Origin of the sequence: Kosakonia sp. PSU_27 (assembly GCF_039409795.1) — a bacterium.
Classification (GTDB): domain Bacteria; phylum Pseudomonadota; class Gammaproteobacteria; order Enterobacterales; family Enterobacteriaceae; genus Kosakonia.
This window is the reverse complement of record NZ_JBCIVK010000006.1, coordinates 203,939-226,939: the sequence shown is the minus strand read 5'-3', so window position 1 is coordinate 226,939 and position 23,001 is coordinate 203,939. Positions and strand designations below refer to the sequence as shown.

Sequence of the window (23,001 nt, the reverse complement as noted above, 5' to 3'; positions counted from 1 at the left end):
GGCGTAGCGTCACTACTGAGAATCCGGGTTATGTTGCAGTTCATTCTCCGACGTTTGGGGCTGGTTATCCCAACGTTTATCGGTATCACCCTTCTCACCTTTGCCTTTGTCCATATGATCCCCGGCGACCCGGTAATGATCATGGCGGGTGAGCGTGGTATCTCTCCTGAGCGTCACGCCCAGTTGCTGGCCGAGCTTGGTCTCGATAAGCCGCTGTGGGAGCAATACGTCAACTATGTGTGGGGCGTGCTGCATGGTGACTTAGGTATTTCGCTGAAAAGCCGTCTTCCGGTGTGGGACGAGTTCGTACCGCGTTTTAAAGCGACGCTGGAACTCGGCATCTGCGCCATGATTTTCGCGGTGGCCGTAGGCATTCCGGTGGGCGTAATGGCCGCTGTGAAGCGCGGCTCCATCTTCGATCACACCGCCGTGAGCCTCGCGCTGACCGGTTACTCCATGCCTATCTTCTGGTGGGGCATGATGCTGATTATGCTGGTTTCGGTACAGCTGAACCTGACCCCGGTTTCCGGGCGCGTCAGTGATATGGTGTTCCTCGACGACAGCAATCCATTGACCGGCTTTATGCTGATTGATACCGCCATCTGGGGCGAGGACGGAAACTTCATCGATGCCGTTGCGCACATGATTCTGCCCGCCATCGTGCTCGGTACTATTCCGCTGGCGGTGATAGTGCGTATGACGCGCTCGTCGATGCTGGAAGTGCTCGGTGAGGACTATATCCGCACCGCGCGCGCGAAGGGGCTGACCCGTATGCGCGTGATCATCGTTCATGCTCTACGCAACGCCATGCTGCCGGTGGTGACGGTGATCGGCTTGCAGGTCGGCACACTGCTGGCGGGCGCGATCCTGACGGAAACCATCTTCTCCTGGCCGGGTCTGGGGCGCTGGTTGATTGATGCACTGCAACGCCGTGACTATCCGGTGGTGCAGGGCGGGGTACTGCTGGTCGCGACGATGATTATCCTCGTCAACCTGCTGGTCGACCTGCTTTACGGCGTGGTGAACCCGCGTATTCGGCATAAGAAGTAAGGGGCCATCATGTCACAAGTCACTGAAAATAAAGTTGTCTCCGCACCGGTGCCGATGACCCCGCTGCAGGAGTTCTGGCACTATTTCAAACGCAACAAAGGCGCGGTCGTCGGGCTGGTTTATGTGGTGATCATGCTGATCATCGCCGTGTTCGCCAACGTCCTCGCCCCGCACAACCCGGCGGATCAGTTCCGCGATGCGCTGCTTGCGCCGCCGGTCTGGCAGGATGGCGGCACCTGGTCGCACATCCTCGGTACCGATGACGTTGGCCGCGATACGCTGTCGCGCCTGATGTTCGGCGCACGTTTGTCGCTGCTGGTCGGCTGTTTAGTGGTGGTGTTGTCGCTGATCGCCGGGATTATCCTCGGTCTGGTCGCTGGTTACTTCGGCGGCGTTATCGACAATATCATTATGCGTATCGTCGATATCATGCTGGCGCTGCCGAGTTTGCTGCTGGCGCTGGTGCTGGTGGCTATTTTTGGCCCGTCGATAGTTAACGCCTCGCTGGCGCTCACCTTCGTGGCCCTGCCGCACTATGTGCGTCTGACGCGCGCCGCGGTGCTGGTGGAAGTGAATCGCGATTACGTCACCGCTTCCCGCGTGGCTGGTGCAGGCGCGATGCGCCAGATGTTCGTCAATATTTTCCCTAACTGCCTTGCGCCGCTGATTGTTCAGGCGTCGCTTGGTTTTTCCAACGCCATTCTCGATATGGCCGCCCTTGGCTTCCTTGGCATGGGTGCGCAGCCGCCAACGCCGGAGTGGGGCACCATGCTCTCCGACGTGTTGCAGTTCGCACAAAGTGCCTGGTGGGTCGTGACCTTCCCGGGTCTTGCGATCCTGCTGACGGTGCTGGCATTTAACCTGATGGGTGACGGCCTGCGTGATGCGCTCGACCCCAAACTGAAGCAGTAAGAGGCTCGAGATGGCGTTATTAAATGTAGATAAGTTATCGGTGCATTTCGGCGACGTTGGCTCCGAATTCCGCGCCGTAGACCGCGTAAGCTATAGCGTAAGCCAGGGCGAAGTGGTCGGCATCGTGGGCGAGTCCGGCTCCGGTAAATCGGTCAGTTCGCTGGCGATTATGGGGCTGATTGATTTCCCGGGCCGCGTGATGGCGGAAAAACTGGAGTTTAACGGCCAGGATCTGAAACGCATTTCGGAAAAAGAGCGCCGCAGCCTGGTGGGCTCCGAAGTGGCGATGATTTTCCAGGATCCGATGACCAGTCTGAACCCGTGCTACACGGTCGGTTTCCAGATTATGGAAGCCATTAAGGTGCATCAGGGCGGGAATAAGAAAACCCGCCGGCAACGGGCGATTGACCTGCTTAACCAGGTGGGCATCCCCGATCCGGCTTCGCGTCTGGACGTTTACCCGCACCAGCTTTCCGGCGGTATGAGCCAGCGCGTGATGATTGCGATGGCGATTGCCTGCCAGCCGAAGCTGCTGATTGCCGACGAACCGACAACCGCGCTGGACGTGACCATCCAGGCGCAGATCATCGAGCTTTTGCTGGAATTGCAGCAAAAGGAAAACATGGCGCTGATCCTGATTACGCACGATCTGGCGCTGGTGGCGGAAGCGGCGCACAAAATCATTGTGATGTATGCAGGCCAGGTGGTGGAAACCGGCGAAGCGAAGGATATCTTCCGCGCGCCGCGTCATCCCTACACGCAGGCGCTGCTGCGTGCGTTGCCGGAGTTTGCGCAGGATAAAGCGCGTCTGGCCTCGTTGCCGGGCGTGGTGCCGGGCAAATATGACCGCCCGACAGGCTGCCTGCTGAACCCACGCTGCCCGTACGCCACGGACAAATGCCGCGAGCAGGAGCCGGAACTGAACACCGTCGATGGCGGCCGTCAGTCCAAATGTCACTACCCACTCGATGACGCCGGGAGGCCGACACTATGAGTACGCACGAGGCCACCTCGCAACAGCCGCTGTTGCAGGCTATCGACCTGAAAAAACACTACCCGGTGAAGAAGGGGCTGTTTGCCCCGGAACGTCTGGTAAAAGCGCTGGACGGCGTGTCGTTTACCCTTGAGCGCGGCAAAACGCTGGCGGTGGTGGGCGAATCCGGTTGTGGTAAATCCACGCTGGGCCGCCTGCTGACGATGATTGAAACCCCGACCGGCGGTGAACTTTACTACCAGGGGCAGGATTTGCTCAAGCACGATCCGCATGCGCAGAAGCTGCGTCGGCAGAAAATCCAGATCGTCTTTCAGAACCCGTACGGTTCGCTGAACCCGCGTAAAAAAGTCGGACAGATCCTCGAAGAGCCGCTGCTTATCAACACGTCGCTCAGTAAAGAGGCGCGTCGGGAAAAAGCGCTGGCGATGATGGCGAAAGTCGGCCTGAAAACCGAACATTACGACCGTTACCCGCATATGTTCTCCGGTGGTCAGCGCCAGCGTATCGCTATCGCCCGTGGTCTGATGTTGGATCCGGATGTGGTGATCGCCGATGAACCGGTTTCCGCGCTGGATGTTTCCGTGCGTGCGCAGGTGCTGAACCTGATGATGGATCTGCAACAGGATTTGGGGCTCTCTTACGTCTTTATTTCGCACGACTTATCGGTGGTTGAGCACATTGCCGATGAAGTGATGGTGATGTATCTCGGCCGCTGCGTGGAGAAAGGCACCAAAGAGCAGATTTTCTCGAACCCGCGACATCCGTACACCCAGGCGCTGCTTTCCGCGACGCCGCGCCTGAACCCGGACGAGCGCCGCGAACGTATCAAACTGACCGGCGAGCTGCCAAGCCCGCTTAATCCGCCGCCGGGCTGCGCGTTTAACGCCCGTTGCAGCCGTCGTTTCGGCCCTTGCACGCAGTTGCAACCGCAGTTGAAAGACTACCGCGGGCAACTGGTGGCTTGCTTCGCCGTCGACCAGGATGAAAACGGCGAAAAACCGCACGTTTAATCCCCACGTTATGCCTGGTGGCCCGGCGTTTACCGGATCTACGCAGTGTTGTAGGTCCGGTGATGGTGGTGCCATCAGGCATTATCGTTGCTGGCCTTTCCTTATAAACATTCCTGTTGTATTTAGAAATTTCCAAAAATAGCCGGCAATGTCGTGGTGAAATAATTTCAACGGGAATAATGAGTTGGGGAAATACTCCGTTTTAATACCACTCTAAATATTTCCAGATATTTCATATAGTAATATAAAATTAACAATAATTTAAAGGGTGATAGTGTATTTGTCTTTTTAACCATTTAAAAAAGATATTATAACTAAGTGATTTATCTTAAGTATGAATGTTGCCGGGTGATTTTTGTTTAATCGCGTCATTTACACTTTAATAGATTTCGCGTGAAAAAAAGATGGCGCATCTATAGCCAATGTTTATATATTTGCTGAAATTAAACAGCGTTTTAGCCCTACTAAACTTTGGCACGTAAAAACCAGGCTGAAAACCATCGCTGAAGTAAGACTTCGTACCCGCGTAAAACCGCACCGCCACAATTAAAACCCATCACTTGATGCTATCAGGACACCAATCCTGACGGTGATGGTCGCAATTTTATTTTGTAAATCATGAGAATAACTATGGGTCATTACGATGATTTGCAGAGGTTTAAGGATAAGACTCGCAATCAGCAGCACGATTTTAAAGATCTCTCTGCACAGAACCTCGCACAAGACCAGAGCAGTTGGGCAATCATTAACCAACTTTCTCCCGCCACGGATGAATCCATGCTGGCGATGGGCGGTCATGTGTCACTGCCTGTCCCGCAATCCGTCGATCCTGAGGTGTTTGCCGCGCAACAACTTGCTGCGACGGTGGATGAGGTTGTGCCTGCACCTGCGCCAACAACCTCTCTGCTAAAAGACGTCGCCAGCCAGCTCGATGCAGTGGCTCCGGCGTTCAACGCCGCCGCCTACGCGCCTGCGCCTGCAAGCGTAGCACCGGTTATGCAGCTGCCATCGCCTGCGAATCCTTCTTCGGCTCCCGTCAGCTATGCCCGGCTTTTCGCGGCGAAAGCGGCGGAGGAGAAGCCCCGCGTGGAAAAAAATCAGCCCTTACACTCGTTGTTAGAAAGGATCGCTTCATGCCGTTGATTTGTGTGTGTTCGCCGAAAGGCGGTGTCGGAAAAACGACCCTGACGGCAAATCTGGCCTACGCCCTTGCCCGCGCAGGCAGCAAAGTGCTGGCGCTTGATTTTGACGTACAAAACGCGCTGCGTTTGCATTTTGGCGTACCGCTGTCGGACGGGCGTGGGTATGTGGCGCGCGCGGCGGATTCCTCCGACTGGAGCCAGTTTGTGCTCACCGCGGGCGGCAATATTTTCGTGCTGCCGTATGGTGATGTCACGGAAGCGCAGCGCGTTGCCTTTGATGAGCGTTTAACCAATGACGAGCATTTTCTGACGCGCGGCCTGAATACGCTGCTCAACTATCCGGGCTTGATTATCGTTGCCGACTTTCCTCCGGGGCCGTCTGCGGCGCTGAAAGCGATGTCGCGACTTGCGGATGTGCATTTGGTCACGCTGCTGGCCGATACCGCCTCGCTCTCACTGCTGCCGTATATCGAAAATAACCGTCTTACCGGCGATGTGCTGAACCGCAAAGCGGGTCACTACTTTGTGGTGAACCAGAGCGACAACCGTCGGCAAATCAGCCGCGATGTTACTGCGTTCATGGAACAACGTCTGGGCAATCAACTGCTTGGCGTGTTGCATCGCGATGAAAGCGTCGCTGAAGCCAATGCTTCTCAGCAGTCGGTATTTGATTTCAGCCCGGCGTCCGCCGCGGCGTTCGATATCGAACTGATTGCTAAACGGGTCGCCGGAATTTTGGGCGTCAAAATCGGTGACGGCACGGTACACAACTCACCACGCATGTCAGGCTTCTAACGCTTCGGGCAACGTATGAAAAAGTTTCTCTCTATTTTGCTGGTTCTGGCAGTGCTGCCTGTTGCCCTGTTGGTGGTGATCACGCCCATGGACAGCCAAAAGCAGTACATTTTTGGCCTGATCAGCATCGGCATTCTCTGTTTAATGGGCTTGAGCAAAAAGCGCAGCATTTCGGTGATCATGGTGGTGATGTCGGTGCTGCTCTCAACGCGCTATATCTATTTTCGCCTGACACAAACCCTGCACTTTAATTCCGAAATTGAAACCATCCTCGGTATGGGGCTGTTTCTCGCGGAACTCTATGTCTGGGTAATGCTGCTGCTCAGCTACCTGCAAACGGTCTGGCCGCTGAAACGCGAACTCGTACAGTTGCCGGATGATATGGAGCTGTGGCCGACGGTCGATGTCTATATCCCGACCTATAACGAACCGCTGGATGTGGTACGCGATACGGTGCTGGCTGCGCAGTGTATGGATTACCCGCGCGATAAGATGAAAATCTATCTGCTCGACGATGGTAAACGCAGTGAATTCGCCGTGTTTGCCGCCGACGCTGGTGTCGGCTACATCACCCGCAACGATAACGCGCACGCCAAAGCCGGTAACCTCAACCATGCGATGAAGCTCACCAACGGCGAGCTGATCTGCGTTTTTGACTGCGACCACGTAGCGACGCGCATCTTCCTGCAGGCCACGGTCGGCGGTTTCCTGAAAGACCCGAAACTGGCGCTGGTGCAGACGCCACACTACTTCTATTCACCCGATCCGTTCGAGCGTAACCTCTCCGTCGGGCGCAATATTCCTAACGAAGGGGCGCTGTTTTACGGCCCGATTCAGCGCGGCAACGACAACTGGAACGCCACCTTCTTCTGCGGTTCGTGCGCGGTGATCCGCCGTAGCGCGCTGGAAGAGATTGGCGGTTTTGCCGTGGAAACGGTCACCGAAGATGCGCATACCGCCCTGAAAATGCAGCGTCTCGGCTGGGGTTCGGCGTTTATTGATATTCCGCTGGCCGCAGGCCTGGCGACCGAGCGTCTGGTGCTGCATGTGATCCAGCGAACCCGCTGGGCGCGCGGTATGACGCAGATTTTCCGTCTCGATAACCCGCTGTTTGGCCGTGGGCTGACCATCCAGCAGCGCCTGTGCTATCTGAGCGCGATGCTCTATTACCAGTTTGCATTGCCGCGCATTGCCTTTGTCACCGCGCCGCTGGCATACCTGCTGTTTAACCTGAATATTATTCACTCTTCGGCCAGTCTGGTATTTGCCTACGCGCTGCCACACCTGTTCCTGGCGGTGTACGTTAACTCACGGCTGAATGGCCGCTTCCGTTACAGCTTCTGGGGCGAGATTTATGACCTGGTGATGGCGTTTCACATTGCGCTGCCGACCGTGGTAACCATGCTGTTTCCCAAACGCGGCAAGTTTAACGTCACCGACAAAGGCGGGCTGCTGGATGTCGGCTATTTCGACTTCAGCGTGGTGCGCCCGCATTTGATCATTGCCTTGCTGCTGGCAGCGGGCGTGGTCGCCGGGATTGTCCGCGCCTGCGCGCATGACTACTTTGGTGTGGATCCGCGCGTTATTGTGCTGAACGTTGGCTGGGGCTTGTATTGCCTGATCTTCCTGCTGGCGGCGATTGCCGTTGCGCGCGAAACCCGCCAGACCCGCAAAACCATCCGTATTGATGTCGATATCCCGGTGCTTATCCACTACGCCAGCGGGATCACGTCGCGCAGCCAGACGGCGGATTTGTCGATGGGCGGCTGCCGTATCGTGGCCCCGGACGATCGCCATCTGAATGATGAAATCGAAGCGATTGAACTGCTGCTGCAATCCGGCGCGATCACGATTCCGGTGCAGACCGTCGCCAGCGACGAGCAGCATATCCGTCTGATGTTCGACGATATTCCGCTGTCGCGCCGCCGTGAACTGGTGCGCGTGGTGCTCTCCCGCGCCGATGCGTGGATCCACCCGCCAAAGCCGCAGGACAACCCGTTCCGCTCCCTGTTGACCATTGTGCGTTGCGTCTTTGACCTCTTCTGGCTGACGTGGAAATCACGCCGCGAAAACCGCCGTTTACGCGCGCAGCATGCGGCAAAAGTTGCGCAGGAGGAGAGCGTATGAAACGGCTAACCGCACTTGCTGCGCTGCTTGGCGCGCTGTTTATCGCGCCGTTACACAGTGAAGAAACGACGGTTGAATCGCTGCTGCCGCTGGATCTGCCGCCGCCAACGATAGCGCAATCCACGCCGACATTTGTGCCCTCGGTGATGAGTAGTGTCAGCATCGCGCAGATGGGCCAGCCGCAAGGGATCACCCTCAGCGGCGGGCAATTCCAGGGCGGCGTTGATTTTACCCTGCCGGTCGACCAGGTAATGACCAGCGCCCGGCTGGCGCTCAACCTGCGCATCTCCCCGGCGCTGGCGGCGCGTAATGCCACCATGCAGTTGATGCTCAACGGCCAACCGCTTGGCACTGTGCCGCTGACGGCGACCGACAGCGATCTGGCCCGTTACCAGCTTGATATTCCCGCTGCACTGATGGTCTCCAGTAACAGCCTCAGCTTTAAGATTAACGATGGCGATGCCATGCAGTGTCAGCGCGACCTGAGTGACAAATACCGTGTCACTATCCTGCCGGATTCGCGTTTTGAACTGGAAGGGCAGCAACTGGATATCGGCGCGGATCTGAGCCATTTTCCGCGCCCCTTCTTTGACAGCATGCAGATGTCACCGGCGGCGATTGCGGTAGCATTCGCGTCAAAGCTGAGCCCGGATACCATTAGCGCCGGGGCGCTGATCGCCTCGTGGCTGGGGATTCAGGCCGATTATCGCGGCGTTTCGTTCGCGGCCTACCATGACCGTCTGCCGGAAAAAAACGGCATTCTGATTGGCCACCCCGGTGAGCAAATTGGTGGTTTAACACTGCCGCAAACCAGCCAGCCGCTGTTGAAAATTATCGATAACCCGGCGAATCCGGTTTACAAACTGCTGCTGGTGGTGGGGAAAGATGAAAGCGAATTACGCGCGGCGGCATGGCGCTTAACGCGCGGCAACTTTGCGCAGCAAACCCCGGCGGTGGATGTCGATGCCCAGACGATCCCGTTGAGCAAACCGTACGATGCGCCGCGCTGGATCCCAACCGATCGTCCGGTGAAGTTATCGGAGCTGATCCGTAAAGATCAAAGCCTGACTGCCACCGGGATCTGGCACCCGCCGTTGCAGGTGGCGTTCCGCGCTGCACCCGATCTGTTCTTGTGGGACGGTGAAACCATCCCGCTGCATATCGGTTACCGATTCCCGACGGAAAACTGGATTGACGAACAACGTTCGTGGCTGAGCATGACTCTGAACGACACGTTCCTGCACAACCTGCCGGTCAATAAGCAGGGGGCGCTGGAGACGCTGTGGCACAAACTCGGTGGCGATGCGCGTCAGGAGCAGTTTGATATGCCGCTGGAGCCGTACATGATTTACGGCGACAACCAGCTTTCGCTCTATTTCAACATCGTGCCGAAAAAGGACGCGCCGTGCAGCACTTTGCTGAATAACAACATTAAAAGTCGCATTGATGACGATTCGTGGATCGATCTCAGCCACACCCGCCACTTTGCGCTGTTGCCGAATCTTTCCTATTTCGTCGGGGCTTCTTTCCCGTTTACCCGCCTGGCGGATTACTCAGAAACGGTACTGATGCTGCCGGTTAACCCCAGCGAAACGCAGATCGCCACGCTGTTTGATATGGCGGCACGCTCAGGCAACGCCACCGGAACCGCGCTCGGTCACAACCGCGTGGTGTTCGGTGTGCCGACTGGCGGCAGTTTTCTGGAACTGCTGCGGGATCGCGATGTGCTGGCGGTAAGCGGTATGGATCAGCATGACTTTAACCGTGCGCTGCTGGCGAATTCGCCGTTTGTCACCCACGACAGCACGCTGGGCGTGCGTGAGCCTTCCAGCTGGCAGAAAGTGCAGCGCTGGATAGCGGGCGACTGGGCGGCAGAAGGGCTGGAAGCCGATCGCTACTTCTCTTCCAATGAAGCGTGGCGCGGCTTTATCAGTTTCCGCTCGCCATGGAACGATGCCCGACTGGTGGTGCTGGCGCTTGGCAGCAACGACGAGCAGTTATCGCATCTGCATGACGATCTGGCGTCGGCAAAAATCAACGCCGGTATTCGCGGTGACGCCGCCATCATCACCAATGAAAATGGTGTGCGCAGCTTCCGCGTCGGCGAACAGTTCCCCAGCGGCGAAATGCCGCCCCATCTGAAAATTGTCTGGTACGCCAACCAGCACTCGGCGCTGCTGGCGATCCTGAGCCTGCTGGTCGGGTCGCTGGTGGGGGGAATGGTGTATCGCATGCTTAAAAAACGCGAGCGTAAACGTCTGGATGTGGGGAACAGCAAGTGAAAAGGGTGACAATAATGCCTAAAAAAACCGCCCGTCGGCTGACAACAATTTGCCTCTCCGGTGCGCTGACGCTGGCGACCTCTGGTATGGCGCAGGCCGCGCCAAATGACGCGGCGCTCAAGGCACTGTTTGATCAGGCGAACTACTGGCACGAAAAGTCCCACGACGACCTGGCGATGGAGTCGCTCAAAAAGGTGTTGATGGTCGATGCCAACAACACCCAGGCGATGTACATGATGGCGCTGTGGGCGCAGCAAAATGGTGATTTACAAACTGCCGCGCAGTGGCGCGCCAGGCTGGCGAAAACCGCGCCGGACGATAGCGGTTTGCAGGCGCTGGATAATGCAAAACAGCTGGCGCAGGTGCCGCAAGGGCAGTTAACGCTTGCCCGTCAGCAGGCGCGCAGCGGCAATGTTCCGGCGGCGCTGGAAACCTGGCGCAGCCTGTTCAATGGCGACACACCGCCGCCGAGCCTCGCGCCGGAATACTATTTAACGATGGCGGGCGATAAAGCGCTCTACCCGCAGGCGCTGGCAGAAATTCAGCGCTTCGTCGCCCAGCATCCGCAGGACAATGCCGCCCGCGTGGCGCTGGGCAAGATGTTGACCTGGCGTGAAGCAACGCGCCGCGACGGGATTTTGCTGCTGGAGCCGATGGCCAGCGGCAATAAAGAGGCGGATGAAGGGCTGCGTCAGGCGCTGCTGTGGCTTGCGCCGCAGGCTGGCGATGAACGCTTTTACGATACCTGGTTGCAGCGCCATCCGCAGGATAGCGAGATCCAGGCGTACTACCGTAAAAATGTCGGTGGCAGCGCGAAAGGCGCGGGCTTTAGCGCGCTGAATAGCGGCGACAGCAATGCCGCAAAACGCCAGTTTGAGCAGGTACTGCAAACCAACCCGGAAGACGCCGATGCGCTGGCGGGCATGGGTTATATTGCCCAGCGCAACGGTGATTACCAGGCGGCGGCACAGTATCTGAACCGGGCGGCGAGCCAGGGCGGCGAGGCTTCAGCAGAACGTAAAGCGCAGGCGGAAGACGCCGCGTTTTATGGTCAACTGGCGCAGGCGCAGCAAGCGTTAAAAACGGGCAATGTCAGCCAGGCGCTGGCACTTTCCGCGCCGCTGGCGCAGCAGAGCGGTGAGCGCGGCACCGCCGCCAAACTGTTCCGCGCCGATGTGCTGCGCCAGAACAAAGATTACCCGCAGGCGGAACAAGCGCTGCGCGAGATCCTCAACGAGCAGCCGCAGAATGCCCCGGCGCGGGAAAACCTCTACTACGTGCTGCGCGATCAAAACAAAGCGGCAGAAGCGCAAAGCCTGCTGCGCACGTTACCGGCGAGTTTGCAGGAAAAACTGCAACCGCGCGTGGTGACGGGGACGCCTGGCGACCCGCTGCGTCGGCAGGCGCAACAACTGGCAGCGAGCGGAAATACGTCGCAGGCCATTGCCGTGCTGCGCCAGGGCGTGGCGCGTCTGCCGGATGATCCGTGGTTGCGCCTTGATTTGGCGCGTTTGCTGCAACAAGCGGGTCAGGAAAATGAAGCCGCGAACGTGATGCTGCCCGCGCAAAATCCACGAGCCGGAGCCAGCTCACTGTATGCAGCCGCGCTGTTCGCCAGTGAAAATGGCGGCTGGCAACAGGCCAGTTCGCTGCTGTCACGTATTTCGCCGGCCAGCCAGAACGGCCAGATGCGCGACCTGGCGCAGCGGGTTAATTACAACCTGCAAATGGCGACCGCTGAGCGCTACCTCGCTCAGGGCAATATGACGGCGGCATCCAATACCCTGAAAGCGCTGGCGGCCACACCGCCGAAAAGCCCGGTCGATGCCGGGAAACTGGCGCGAATGCTGGCGCAGACGGGCGATACCACCACCGCCGTCGCGCTGGTGCGTGAAAGTATGAAACAGGGCGTGCAGGGCAACATCGGCGATTATGCCGATCAGGTTGCGGTGCTGAACCAGGCGGGGCTTAACCAGGAGGCGCAGGCCTTTGTTTCCCGCCCGGACGTGCAGGCGCGCAGCACGCCAGCCCAGCTTGCCGGGGTGCGGAATGGTTATGTAATCAACGAAGCGGATCAACTGCGTGAGCAGGGCAATTATGCCGCCGCGTATGACAAGCTGATCCGCGCGTTGCAAAACGACCCGCAGAACACGGATTTGATGTTCGCGATGGGGCGTTTGTATCAGTCCGGCAAGATGAACAAAGAAGCGGGCGTGCTGTATGACTACCTGATGACGCGCGACAGCGAAGATCAGGCGGCGCGCGTCGGGGCGATTGATGTCGCGCTGGCGGAAAATAACGTCGACAAGGCGCAAACCTTAGCCAGCGGCCTGCGCAGTAATAATTCACCGGATCGCTTGTTGCTGCTGGCGCGGCTGGAAGAGGCGAAAGGCAATCATCAGCAGGCGATGACCTATCTGCGCAGCGCGCGCGGTAAGCTGGTGGGGCTGGAGTCGAACAACAGCGCGGCAACACCGACAATCGGCGGTGTGTTGCTGGCGGATAACCCGTTTACCACCACCAGTAAAAGCGCGGCGCCGCAGTCGCTGTATGGCCAAACGCTGCCGTGGCAAGTTGCGCAGGTGGCACACGAACCGGGCAGTAATTTGCCGGGCACCACGCGTACCGATCTGCCGGTCGAAACGGCGCAAACGCGAACACTGCGCCAGGTCGACGACATGATGCAGCAGATGAACGAGAAAACCGGCATGTGGTTGCAGGGTGGCGTGGAAATTCGTGGCCGCGACGGGGAAAACGGCACCAGCAAGCTGACGGAAGCCAAAGCGCCGCTCACCTGGTCCAGTTCGCCGTTTGGCGATGCACGCTTTGAATTTACCGCGACGCCGGTTTCGCTCAGTTCCGGCAGCGCTTCTGGCGATTCATGGCGGCGTTATGGCGCGAACCCGCTGGCGAATGGCGTGAGTAACATTGCGGCCTCGATTAAAAACGCCAACCAATCCACGGCAACCGACGGCAGCGATAAATTTACCGATCTCGCCGGTTATGCCGATGCCAGCAAATTGTCGCCGTTTACCGAAACGGGTTACGACAATCTCACTTCGCTGCTGTCATCGAGCCGTTTGCAGAGTTTGAGCGCATCAAACTATAAGGCCAACTATAGCGATCCGATTAAGTCTTCCACCGATTCGCAAAACGCCAGCGGCGTGGAGCTGAATATGGCGCTGAGCGGCGACAGCTATAAGCTGGATATCGGCAGCACGCCGCTGGGGCAGGATTTAACCTCGCTGGTCGGCGGCGTGAAATGGTCGCCGAAACTGACCAATTACCTGACGCTTATCCTTACCGGCGAGCGTCGCGCGGTGACCGACAGTTTGCTGTCTTACGTTGGGCTGCGGGACGCTTATTCCGGCGAGCGCTGGGGGCAGGTCACCAAGAACGGCGGCAGCGTGCAACTGAGCTACGACGACGGCGACGCGGGGTTCTACATTGGCGGCGGCGGGTATAGCTATATCGGTAAAGATGTGGCGAGCAACACCAGCGTGAACGCCAATGCCGGGGTTTATCTGCGTCCGTGGCACGACGATTTCCGCCAGTTACAGACGGGGCTGAACGTTGGCTGGATGAACTACTCGAAAAACCTCAGTTACTTCACTTACGGCCAGGGCGGTTACTTCAGCCCGCAGAACTACGTGAGCGTGTCGCTGCCGGTTGATCTGTCGCAGAAAATTGATAACTGGAAACTCAGTATTGGCGGCGCGGTGGGCTACCAGTCCTATACGCAGGACAAGAGCAATTACTTCCCGACAGAACCGGAAGCGCAGAAGATGCTGCAACAGCTCGCCGATATGGGCTTTGTGAAAGAGGCGCAGTACCAGGGCGGTTCACAGAATGGCATTGGCTATAACTTCCATGCCGGGCTCGATTACAACGTGAATAAAAATATGTCGGTAGGTGGGAAAGTCGGTTATGACACCTTCGGCAGTTACAACGAAAGCACTGCCGGGATTTGGCTCCGGTACATGCTGGGGGATAAATAATGACAACCAACACTGCTAACACGCTGCTGCTTGGCTATTTCCAGCAACAGCAAACGCCGCCGGGCTGGTTTGATTTGCTGAGCGTGATGATTGACGGCATGGTGCGAAACGTCGGCGAAGCGGAAAGCCTGCCGTTCCTGCGCCAGATGGGCGAAGCATTAGCGGACCGTGTACCGCTTCCGGCCTCATCGACGGTCGGCGAGCTGGAAGCGAACATTAATGCGCAACTGGCGGTGTTCAACTGGGGGTTTATTGATATCGAAACCACTGAGCACGGCATGGCGTTTCGCCACCAGGCGCTGCCGGTGGCGCGTGAAGAGGCCTACCAGACCCGTTGGTGCTATGCGTTTTGCGCCATTCTTGAAGGGCTTTATTCGCGCTGGCTGCGAAGCCAGGGCGGTGAGGCGAGCCTCGTGTTTACCCGCGAAAGGCTCTATTCTGTGGCGGATGTTCTTTTCCGTTACGCTAACCCACAGTGAGTTTGCCCATGTTAAAGCGCGTTTTCACCGCAATGGTGGTGATGGTGAGTCTGCTATTTGCATCCGTTTCCCAGGCCGCTGGCGCCTGGGAGAGTTATAAAGCGCGGTTTTTGATGCCGGATGGTCGCATTGTCGATACCGGCAACAAAAACGTCTCCCACACCGAAGGCCAGGGGTTCGCCATGCTGATGGCGGTCGCCAACAATGATAAAGCGGCCTTTGACAGCATGTGGAACTGGACCAATAAGACGCTGAAGAACAAAGCCAATGGCCTGTTTTACTGGCGTTATAACCCGGTGGAAGCCGATCCCATCGCCGATAAAAACGACGCTACCGACGGCGATGTGCTGATCGCCTGGGCGCTGCTGAAAGCCGGGGAGCGCTGGAATAACGCCGCGTACCTTGCCGCGTCCGATGCGATAACCCAGGCGGTGCTCAAACATACGGTGGTGAGTTTTGCGGGTTACCGCGTGATGTTGCCGGGTGCTAACGGTTTTAACCTCAACACCTATGTGAACCTGAATCCGTCCTACTTTATTTTCCCGGCGTGGCAGGCTTTCGCTGAGCGCAGCCATCAGGTGGTGTGGCGCGATTTGATCAAAGACGGGCAAACGCTGCTTGGCAACATGACTTTTGGCAAAGCGCGCTTACCGACGGACTGGGTTTCACTTTCGGCGGACGGCAAACTGAATCCGGCGAAAGAGTGGCCGCCGCGCATGAGCTACGATGCGATCCGTATTCCGCTGTATGTGAGCTGGCAGGATCCGCACAGCGCGCTGTTAACACCGTGGCGCAACTGGTGGCAGGGTTTTAGCCGCAGCCAGACTCCCGCATGGGTGGATGTGGCGACCAACGATAACGCGCCGTACAACATGAATGACGGTTTACTGGCGGTGCGGGATTTAACGTTGGGTGTAACGCCTGCACAACCGCAGATCACCGCGCAGGATGATTACTACTCCGCCAGCCTGAAAATGCTGGTCTGGCTGGCGCAGCAGCGCTAAATCGATAACCTCTCCCCGCCAGGGGAGAGGTGTGCAGGATCACTGCGGGTAGGGCACCCAGTCACCGCCGTTCAGGCGAACATACGGCTTATTCTGGTACTGCAACACAATGGCGTTGGCGTTTTCGGACACCGGCGCGGTTTGCGGCAGATTACTGGTCAGTTGCTGCCAGTTGACGTTGTCCTCGGTAAAAATTTTGCCATCCAGCACGCGGGTAACAATCTCGGAGATAGCGAGGAAACTGCTCGGCTGCGTAATGGTTATCGGCGCGCCCTGATGCGGTGATTTCATACCAAAGAATTTAATCGCCGTCGGCACGTTGGTAATCGACGGGCTTGGGATATCGCGCAGGCCGGAAACCTGCATTTTATCGCCCTGTAGCGCCGCGCCGTGTTCCGGCACCAGCACCACCATCACTTTGCGCCCGGATTTATCCAGTTGCGTGAAGAACGCATCCAGCTCATCAAACAACTTTTGCGCGCGCAGTTTGTAATCGGCGGTTTTGCGATCGCCCGGATAGTGGTTGCCATCGTGCAGCGGCAGCAGGTTGTAGAAGGTCGCGGTGCGCTGGCCCTGTTTAAAACTGTCGGACTCCATCCAGCGGTTCAGCACCGCCGTGTCGTCATAAATCGGCGAGCCGTCAAATGAGAGCAGCACCGGCGGCAGACCCGCCTGGTTCATCAACGGCGCCTGCATGCCGCCGTTGTCGCGCACTTCTTTGAGGAAACCGCCGAACTCACCGTTGTGGTCCATCATCAACTGTTGGCTGAAGCCAAGTTTCGACAGGTTATCAAACAGATAGCACTGCGTGTTGGCCTGCTGGTAGAGGTTTTTATGCGACGGCTGGCCGCAGCTGGCGCGCAGCAGGCGAATCGCCGCCGGGCCGCTGTAGGCGGTCGCCGAGTTGAAGTTTTTGAACTCAATATCAAAGTGCGACCACAGCGGGTGCGAGGCCAGACCGGCCGCTTCAATATCAGCCCATGAGAGGGAACAGATGTTAATGAACAGCAGATCGAACGGTTGTGCGTCGGCCGGAAGCTGCGCCGGGAAGGTGCTCTGGCGCTTCTCCTCGGCGGCGTAGAAACTTGCCAGCCACGCATTCAGATTCTCTGAGGTCGGCGGCGCGGTTTGCGCGGGAATATCGCCGACCACCGGCGTATCGCCCGTTGCTGCGACCGTTGCCGCCGCCGAACCGCCAGTGGTGGTGACGGTCGTGGTCGGTTGTCCGGCGGGCCACAGAGTAAACGCCGGCCCGGTCAACGTCAGCACGTTTAACCAGATCATAATCGCGACGACAAACACGGTGACGCGGATCCATTGCGACAAGAACAGCCAGGCAATCAGCATCACGAAAATCGCGCCAATCATCTGCCAGTTGATAAAACGCGTCACCAGATCCCACAGGTAATCGGCGCTGAAGCCCGCGACCTGCGAGCCCTGGCTCATCATACTTTCAAGACCCGGCAGCCAGGTGTCGTGCCAGAACAGACCGAACCCGATGGGAATGGCAATCCAGTGACGTAAACGATGCAGGCGGACGCGCGGCAGCGGCATCAGCAGAAAAGCCATAAACACCAGATTCAGCAGCGGGTGAAAGTTAAGGTAGCCCGCCCACAACAGACCGAATTTCACCAGAAAATAGAAATTCCAGCCGGAAAGGCCGCGCCAGTATTGCCACAATGGCGAAGGCGTTGAAGTGGTCATAGTATGATTAGTCATGTTTTCGGTCTGCCTTGACGAACGATTCCCGGCGCAGCACGCCTGCCGGTTTTACATAGCGTGGTTTGGTAAACAGTATGCGCAACGCGCTGCGGATAGGGCGTATCCAGTGGCGTGTAAGGTAACCCAGCGGGAAAAAGATCAGGGCGCAAAGCACCACCAGCTGAATAATATCGCTGACTGACATCATGATGTGTGCTCCGTGGCTTTACTGAATAACCGCAACGGTTCCGGGATCCGACGCCAGCTTGTGCCGTCGTGCTCAGCGTTAATGATTTTCTTCTCTGTGGCGGTGACAGGCAGCGGTTTCGCCCATTTATCCGGTGACAGCGTGCGCATTTGCACCAGCTCTGCGGCAATCTGGTTATCTTCAAACCACACCACGCGATTAGAAAAAATATCTGCCGTTGGCAACGGGAAAATGTGGTTCAGCGCCGTGTCGAGATCGTTAACCCGGCAGAACGACAAAAACAGCACCAGACGATTATCGCTAAGGCTGACAATATCGCCCACGCGGTTTGGGCGGCACAGCGTTAACGCTTGTTCAACGCGGATGCCTGGCACCGGGCGCAGCGCGACCAGCACCCCTTTGCCATCGGCGGGCAACAGCGGGTTATTAACCATATTCCCGACGGCGTCGCAGAACACGTTCCACGGCTGAAAACCACGCAGTTTTAGTGGCTGAGTCATGGACAGTAATGTGGTGATATCTTCCGGCACCAGACGGTTAAATTGCTGGCCCTGCACGCTTTCAATCAGCGTCAGACAACGGGAAAGAGGGGCATTCCACGGGATCACCATATTGGCGCCACAGCCGAGCAATAAGCGTTCGTCGGTAGCACGCAGGCTGGCCTGGGTTTCACGGACAATAATTTTCAGCCCGCTGCCGCGCTGGCGGCGCAGCGTGTGCACCTGGCGTGCGATGTTGTCGATTTGATTGTTTCGCGCAAGGGTGAAAATCAACGTCGCCGCCTGGCTGGAGCGCGCTTCTTCAAATAACGCTTCGTTGGTATCAAATAAGGTCCAGTGTTCCGACAGCGGCGGTGCGCCTTCCAGCACGGCGACATTACTTAATATGCGTTTCTCATCGCTGCGGGGTTGCACCGACGTTTCTTCTTGCTGCGCGAGCTGCCAGCGACCTTGATGATGATTAAGCACTAATTGCTGGCGCGCGCTAATGCCCTTTTCATTGCACCACCAGGCAACATCATAAAGATACATATCGTTTCGGTAGCGTAAACTCGCCAGTCCAAACAACGAACGGTATTCACTCATTAAAATGGATGATTGTTTGTCGTTATTACTGCCAGGATTAATAACCAGTAAGGAGCATTTATGATATTTCGCCCAGGCATGAGTTCTTTCTAACCATTGTTGTAAATCAGGTGCCGATATATTCTGCCAGGCATTATTTTCCCCCAGCAGAATGAGTAAATAGTTTTCAGGTTCAAATGAACAAAGTAAATCGCGGGTGAAAAAGTATAGACTATTATTGTGATTCGGCATTGTGAAAATTCTGATTTTCTCAGGACCATACTCTTTATCTAATTTAATGATTTTCCGCAGGTCCTGACCCATACCGATTGCCGCCACCTGTGCGTCTTTGTTCTGGGCTGCAAGGGTTTGATTTATTAGACTTATTGCATCTTGTTGACGATCGGTATTTACCCACCAAACGCCGCCCGCGGGCATATGACGCAATTCGTCCCATAATGACTCAATGCCAATAGAAAATATGGGCTCCACGATGTCCCTCTTGATGCAAAATTGTCTGTATCTCAGTTTACTAGCGAAAGCCGAGAAATAAACCTAACATTGAAATTAAAGAACATCAGATTTAGCATGTAAACGAATTTTCTCGGGTGCGATGCCCTGCTACTTCTGTACATGTATTTCTTTTCAAAGGGATCGGGCCAGAATGCATAACAATGAACCTAAAACGCAGTCAGACCCTACTCTGGGCTATACATTCCAAAATGATTTTCTGGCGTTAAGTAAGGCATTTTCATTGCCTGAAATTGATTACGCCGATATTTCCCAGCGAGAACAGTTGGCAGCGGCATTTAAGCGCTGGCCGCTGCTGGCAGAATTAGCCCGTCAACAATAAGGGATAACCAGGATGGCCATCTTGGGATTACAGGGGATTCGCGGTGGTGTGGGTACAACATCGATCACCGCGGCTCTGGCCTGGTCATTACAAATTTTAGGCGAATCGGTGCTGGTGATTGATGCCTGCCCTGATAACCTTTTACGCCTGTCATTTAATGTCGACTTTGAACATCACCACGGCTGGGCGCGCGCGGTACTGGATGGGGAAGACTGGCGCGATGCCGGCATGCGCTATACTTCGCAGCTCGATCTCCTGCCTTTCGGCCATCTGGCGGCAAATGAGTGGGAAAACCTCCATTTATTACACGAACCCCTTAGCCAACTCACCACCATTTTGCAGGCGCTGAAAACTCAGCAAAGTTACCAGTGGGTATTAATCGATATCCCGCACGGCGTTTCACCGCTGACGCGCCAGTTCGTGGCGCAGTGCGACCATCTGTTTACGGTGGTAAAACCCGACACCAACTGCCATATCCGCTTGCACCAGCAGCTTTTACCTGCTGGCGCGCATATTTTGCTTAACGACCTGCGCATCGGCAGCCAGTTGCAGGACGATCTCTGGCAGGTATGGCTGCAAAGCCAGCGGCAGATCCTGCCGACCCTTATCCACCGCGATGAAGCGATGGCGGAATCTCAGGCGTCGAAACAGCCGTTGGGCGAATACCGGGCGGATTCGCTGGCGGCGGAAGAGATATTAACGCTGGCGAACTGGTGCCTGTTGCATTGCGCGCAGCCGCAAGAAGTAAGCGGTGAGCAGGAAGGGAGCCCGCAATGAGCCGCCTTTCCGCCTGGTTGCTGATCCCGCCGGTGAGCGCGCGTTTAAGCGAGCGCTACCAGCGTTACCGTGAACACGGCGCTTCCGGGTTTAGCGCAGCGTCTGGCTGCTTCTGGGCGATCCTCGCATGGGTGTTTATTCCGCTGGAGCACCCGCGCTGGCAGCAACTCCGTGCGCAGCAGCATTTGTGGTTCCCGCATATTGATCCGGATAAACCGCGACCGCTCGATCCGGCGCGTTACCTGTTGCAAACCTTGTGGTTGCTGGTCATGCTGCCCTGGGGTGACAGAAAATCGCCTCGTCGCCAGCGTTTCGCCCGGGCGCGCGTGCTGCGCGGGCGCTGGTATCACTGGCTGGATACGCTGCCGGAGCGCGTAACGCATCGCACCGGTCATCTGGATGATAAAAAAGAGCTGGCGCATATCAGCCCGCGTACGCGCCGCTTTATTCTCGGCGTCATTGTGGTGTTCTCGCTGATCCTCGCCATTCTGTGCATTACGCAGCCGTTTAATCCGCTTTCGCAGTTTGTTTTCCTGATGCTGCTATGGGGCGTGGCGCTGCTGGTACGCCGAATTCCGGGGCGTTTCTCCGCCCTGATGCTGATCGTGCTCTCGCTAACCGTTTCCTGCCGCTATATCTGGTGGCGCTACACTTCGACGCTGAACTGGGACGATCCGGTGAGCCTGGTATGCGGCCTGGTGCTGCTGTTCGCGGAAACCTACGCGTGGATTGTGCTGGTGCTTGGCTATTTCCAGGTGGTGTGGCCGCTTAATCGCCAGCCGGTGCCACTGCCGAAAGATATGTCGCTATGGCCTTCTGTCGATATCTTCGTACCGACCTATAACGAAGATTTGAATGTGGTGAAAAACACCATCTACGCCTCGTTGGGCATCGACTGGCCGAAAGACAAACTGAAGATTTGGATCCTCGATGATGGCGGACGCGAAGAGTTCCGCCAGTTCGCCAAAAGCGTCGGCGTCGAGTACATCGCGCGAACCACTCATGAGCACGCAAAAGCGGGCAACATCAATAACGCGCTGAAACACGCGAAAGGCGAGTTCGTGTCGATTTTCGACTGCGACCATGTGCCGACACGCTCGTTCCTGCAAATGACCATGGGGTGGTTCTTAAAAGAGAAAAAGCTGGCAATGATGCAGACGCCGCACCACTTTTTCTCGCCGGATCCGTTTGAACGTAACCTTGGCCGTTTTCGTAAAACCCCGAACGAAGGCACGCTGTTCTACGGGCTGGTGCAGGATGGCAACGATATGTGGGACGCCACCTTTTTCTGCGGTTCTTGTGCGGTGATCCGCCGTGAACCGCTGGATCAGATTGGCGGTATCGCCGTTGAAACCGTCACCGAAGATGCGCACACCTCGCTGCGGTTACACCGCCTTGGGCATACGTCGGCGTATATGCGCATCCCGCAGGCGGCGGGGCTGGCGACAGAGAGCCTGTCTGCGCATATTGGCCAGCGTATTCGCTGGGCGCGCGGCATGGTGCAGATTTTCCGTCTTGATAACCCACTGACGGGCAAAGGGCTCAAGCTGGCGCAGCGTTTGTGCTACGTCAACGCCATGTTCCATTTCTTATCGGGAGTACCACGGCTTATCTTCCTTACCGCGCCGCTGGCGTTCTTGCTGCTACATGCCTACATCATTTACGCGCCAGCGCTGATGATTGCGCTGTTCGTACTGCCGCACATGATTCACGCCAGCCTGACTAACTCGAAGATTCAGGGCAAATATCGTCACTCTTTCTGGAGCGAGATCTACGAAACCGTGCTGGCATGGTATATCGCGCCGCCCACGCTGGTGGCGCTGTTCAACCCGCACAAAGGGAAGTTTAACGTCACTGCCAAAGGCGGCCTGGTGGAAGAAGAGTATGTGGACTGGGTGATTTCACGTCCTTACATCTACCTTGTGCTGCTCAACCTGTTGGGCGTACTGGTGGGGATTTGGCGTTATTTCTACGGCCCGGAAAACGAAATACTCACCGTCTTCGTCAGTATCGCGTGGGTGTTCTACAACATGGTTATCCTCGGCGGCGCGGTCGCGGTTTCTGTAGAGAGTAAACAGGTTCGTCGCTCGCACCGCGTTGAAATGTCGATGCCTGCGGTGATTGCCCGCGAAGACGGGCATCTTTTCTCCTGTACCGTGCATGATTTCTCCGACGGCGGGCTTGGCGTCAAGATTAACGGCCAGGCGCAGGTGCTTGAAGGGCAAAAAGTGAATTTGCTGCTCAAACGCGGCCAGCAGGAGTATGCGTTCCCCACGACCGTGGCACGTGTTCACGGCAATCAAGTGGGCCTGCAACTGATGCCGTTGACGACCAAACAGCATATCGATTTTGTGCAGTGTACTTTTGCCCGCGCCGACACATGGGCGCTGTGGCAGGACAGCTTCCCGGAAGACAAGCCTCTGGAAAGTCTGATGGATATTTTGAAACTGGGTTTCCGCGGCTATCGCCACCTCGCGGAATTTGCTCCACCGTCTGTCAAAGTGATTTTCCGCTCATTCACCATGCTGGTGTCCTGGGTGGTGTCATTTATTCCGCGCCGTCCGGAGCGGAATGTGGCAGTGCAGCAACCGATGACGTGATTGGC

17 protein-coding genes are annotated in these 23,001 nt (G+C 56.8%); 14 read left to right on the top strand and 3 right to left on the bottom strand.

Annotated features, from left to right (window positions below):
• Window positions 1–30 precede the first annotated feature (30 nt).
• The 11 genes from dppB to AAIG26_RS16715 all read left to right on the top strand — a co-directional run bounded on the left by dppB (window position 31) and on the right by AAIG26_RS16715 (window position 15,793).
• Window positions 31–1,050, top strand: a complete 1,020-nt coding sequence (gene dppB, locus AAIG26_RS16765) for a dipeptide ABC transporter permease DppB (protein ID WP_045507596.1) — start codon at window positions 31–33, stop codon at window positions 1,048–1,050.
• Between the two features lie 9 nt (window positions 1,051–1,059).
• Window positions 1,060–1,962: a dipeptide ABC transporter permease DppC gene (gene dppC / locus AAIG26_RS16760; RefSeq protein WP_020455682.1), complete on the top strand. Its 903-nt coding sequence runs from the start codon at window positions 1,060–1,062 to the stop codon at window positions 1,960–1,962.
• A 10-nt stretch (window positions 1,963–1,972) separates the two neighbouring features.
• A complete protein-coding gene (gene dppD / locus AAIG26_RS16755; protein WP_020455681.1) occupies window positions 1,973–2,956 on the top strand; it encodes a dipeptide ABC transporter ATP-binding protein in 984 nt (327 codons plus the stop codon).
• On the top strand, window positions 2,953–3,966 hold the full coding sequence (gene dppF / locus AAIG26_RS16750; protein WP_020455680.1) for a dipeptide ABC transporter ATP-binding subunit DppF: 1,014 nt from the start codon (window positions 2,953–2,955) through the stop codon (window positions 3,964–3,966). The genes dppD and dppF overlap by 4 nt, the downstream gene beginning before the upstream one ends.
• 630 nt (window positions 3,967–4,596) lie before the next feature.
• Window positions 4,597–5,109, top strand: a complete 513-nt coding sequence (bcsO, locus tag AAIG26_RS16745) for a cellulose biosynthesis protein BcsO (RefSeq protein ID WP_343181024.1) — start codon at window positions 4,597–4,599, stop codon at window positions 5,107–5,109.
• Window positions 5,100–5,903: a cellulose biosynthesis protein BcsQ gene (gene bcsQ, locus AAIG26_RS16740; RefSeq protein WP_020455678.1), complete on the top strand. Its 804-nt coding sequence runs from the start codon at window positions 5,100–5,102 to the stop codon at window positions 5,901–5,903. Before bcsO ends, bcsQ (AAIG26_RS16740) begins: the two co-directional genes overlap by 10 nt.
• Before the next feature lie 15 nt (window positions 5,904–5,918).
• Complete coding sequence (bcsA, locus tag AAIG26_RS16735) at window positions 5,919–8,030, top strand: UDP-forming cellulose synthase catalytic subunit (RefSeq protein ID WP_020455677.1); 2,112 nt, start codon at window positions 5,919–5,921, stop codon at window positions 8,028–8,030.
• Window positions 8,027–10,312 (top strand): cellulose biosynthesis cyclic di-GMP-binding regulatory protein BcsB, encoded by a 2,286-nt coding sequence (gene bcsB, locus AAIG26_RS16730; RefSeq protein ID WP_343181023.1) that lies wholly within the window; start codon window positions 8,027–8,029, stop codon window positions 10,310–10,312. The genes bcsA (AAIG26_RS16735) and bcsB overlap by 4 nt, the downstream gene beginning before the upstream one ends.
• Before the next feature lie 14 nt (window positions 10,313–10,326).
• Window positions 10,327–14,310 (top strand): cellulose synthase subunit BcsC-related outer membrane protein, encoded by a 3,984-nt coding sequence (locus AAIG26_RS16725; RefSeq protein WP_343181022.1) that lies wholly within the window; start codon window positions 10,327–10,329, stop codon window positions 14,308–14,310.
• Window positions 14,310–14,789: a cellulose biosynthesis protein BcsD gene (gene bcsD / locus AAIG26_RS16720; RefSeq protein ID WP_045507607.1), complete on the top strand. Its 480-nt coding sequence runs from the start codon at window positions 14,310–14,312 to the stop codon at window positions 14,787–14,789. Before AAIG26_RS16725 ends, bcsD begins: the two co-directional genes overlap by 1 nt.
• Before the next feature lie 8 nt (window positions 14,790–14,797).
• Window positions 14,798–15,793, top strand: a complete 996-nt coding sequence (locus AAIG26_RS16715; protein ID WP_269232095.1) for a glycosyl hydrolase family 8 — start codon at window positions 14,798–14,800, stop codon at window positions 15,791–15,793.
• 39 nt (window positions 15,794–15,832) lie between these two features.
• On the opposite strand, the gene bcsG is transcribed toward AAIG26_RS16715, so the two are convergent.
• From bcsG to bcsE, 3 genes are read right to left on the bottom strand one after another with little or no spacing between them, the layout of a single operon-like run.
• Window positions 15,833–17,512 (bottom strand): cellulose biosynthesis protein BcsG, encoded by a 1,680-nt coding sequence (gene bcsG / locus AAIG26_RS16710; protein ID WP_044489520.1) that lies wholly within the window; start codon window positions 17,510–17,512, stop codon window positions 15,833–15,835.
• On the bottom strand, window positions 17,505–17,702 hold the full coding sequence (gene bcsF, locus AAIG26_RS16705; RefSeq protein ID WP_017458256.1) for a cellulose biosynthesis protein BcsF: 198 nt from the start codon (window positions 17,700–17,702) through the stop codon (window positions 17,505–17,507). The genes bcsG and bcsF overlap by 8 nt, the downstream gene beginning before the upstream one ends.
• On the bottom strand, window positions 17,699–19,258 hold the full coding sequence (bcsE, locus tag AAIG26_RS16700) for a cellulose biosynthesis c-di-GMP-binding protein BcsE (RefSeq protein WP_343181021.1): 1,560 nt from the start codon (window positions 19,256–19,258) through the stop codon (window positions 17,699–17,701). The genes bcsF and bcsE overlap by 4 nt, the downstream gene beginning before the upstream one ends.
• 172 nt (window positions 19,259–19,430) lie before the next feature.
• Between bcsE and bcsR the strand changes: the two genes are divergently transcribed.
• The 3 genes from bcsR to bcsA (AAIG26_RS16685) are packed head-to-tail and all read left to right on the top strand — an operon-like array spanning window position 19,431 to window position 22,996.
• A complete protein-coding gene (gene bcsR / locus AAIG26_RS16695; protein ID WP_017458258.1) occupies window positions 19,431–19,619 on the top strand; it encodes a cellulose biosynthesis protein BcsR in 189 nt (62 codons plus the stop codon).
• A gap of 12 nt (window positions 19,620–19,631) precedes the next feature.
• A complete protein-coding gene (bcsQ, locus tag AAIG26_RS16690) occupies window positions 19,632–20,396 on the top strand; it encodes a cellulose biosynthesis protein BcsQ (RefSeq protein WP_020455670.1) in 765 nt (254 codons plus the stop codon).
• Window positions 20,393–22,996, top strand: coding sequence for a UDP-forming cellulose synthase catalytic subunit (gene bcsA / locus AAIG26_RS16685; RefSeq protein ID WP_343181020.1), 2,604 nt, complete (start codon window positions 20,393–20,395; stop codon window positions 22,994–22,996). Before bcsQ (AAIG26_RS16690) ends, bcsA (AAIG26_RS16685) begins: the two co-directional genes overlap by 4 nt.
• The last annotated feature ends 5 nt before the right edge of the window (window positions 22,997–23,001 follow it).